The sequence below is a fragment of the Lysinibacillus fusiformis genome (genome assembly GCF_002845985.1).
Lineage (GTDB): Bacteria > Bacillota > Bacilli > Bacillales_A > Planococcaceae > Lysinibacillus > Lysinibacillus fusiformis_D.
In genome coordinates, this window is record NZ_PDFK01000022.1 from 1 (window position 1) to 707 (window position 707).

8 tRNA genes are annotated in these 707 nt (G+C 50.9%); all 8 read right to left on the reverse strand.

Annotation, left to right across the window (positions count from 1 at the left end):
* The 8 genes from CRI88_RS22240 to CRI88_RS22275 all read right to left on the reverse strand — a co-directional run bounded on the left by CRI88_RS22240 (position 1) and on the right by CRI88_RS22275 (position 688).
* A tRNA-Asn gene (locus CRI88_RS22240) sits at positions 1 to 77 on the reverse strand.
* A 7-nt stretch (positions 78 to 84) separates the two neighbouring features.
* Positions 85 to 158, reverse strand: a tRNA-Ile gene (locus CRI88_RS22245).
* Between the two features lie 4 nt (positions 159 to 162).
* Positions 163 to 236 (reverse strand) — tRNA-Gly (locus CRI88_RS22250).
* A gap of 6 nt (positions 237 to 242) precedes the next feature.
* Positions 243 to 318: transfer RNA gene (locus CRI88_RS22255), tRNA-Phe, on the reverse strand.
* A 4-nt stretch (positions 319 to 322) separates the two neighbouring features.
* Positions 323 to 415: transfer RNA gene (locus tag CRI88_RS22260), tRNA-Ser, on the reverse strand.
* A 13-nt stretch (positions 416 to 428) separates the two neighbouring features.
* Positions 429 to 504 (reverse strand) — tRNA-Ala (locus CRI88_RS22265).
* 15 nt (positions 505 to 519) lie between these two features.
* Positions 520 to 596: transfer RNA gene (locus tag CRI88_RS22270), tRNA-Pro, on the reverse strand.
* Positions 597 to 611: 15 nt separating this feature from the next.
* Positions 612 to 688: transfer RNA gene (locus tag CRI88_RS22275), tRNA-Arg, on the reverse strand.
* Between the last annotated feature and the right edge of the window lie 19 nt (positions 689 to 707).

Consider the following 707-nt stretch of genomic DNA (forward strand, 5'->3'; position numbering starts at 1 on the left):
TGGCTCCGAAGGCAGGACTCGAACCTGCGACAACCTGATTAACAGTCAGGTGCTACTACCAACTGAGCTACTTCGGAATAATGATGGGCCTAAATGGACTCGAACCATCGACCTCACGCTTATCAGGCGTGCGCTCTAACCAGCTGAGCTATAGGCCCATTTTGGAGCGGGTGATGAGAATCGAACTCACGACATCAGCTTGGAAGGCTGAGGTTTTACCATTAAACTACACCCGCAAATAATGGTGGGTCAGGACGGAATCGAACCGCCGACACTTAGAGCTTCAATCTAATGCTCTACCAACTGAGCTACTGACCCAAAATGGAGGAGGTAGAGGGATTCGAACCCCCGCGCGGTGTTACCCGCCTGTCGGTTTTCAAGACCGATCCCTTCAGCCAGACTTGGGTATACCTCCAAAAATATTGAACTGGTGGAGCCTAGCGGGATCGAACCGCTGACCTCCTGCGTGCAAGGCAGGCGCTCTCCCAGCTGAGCTAAGGCCCCATTTATCATAAAAAATGGTCGGAATGACAGGATTCGAACCTACGACCCCTTGGTCCCAAACCAAGTGCTCTACCAAGCTGAGCTACATTCCGAAAACATAAATTTATTGGCGCGCCCGACAGGAGTCGAACCCATAACCTTCTGATCCGTAGTCAGACGCTCTATCCAATTGAGCTACGGGCGCAATATTCATTAAAAAACGA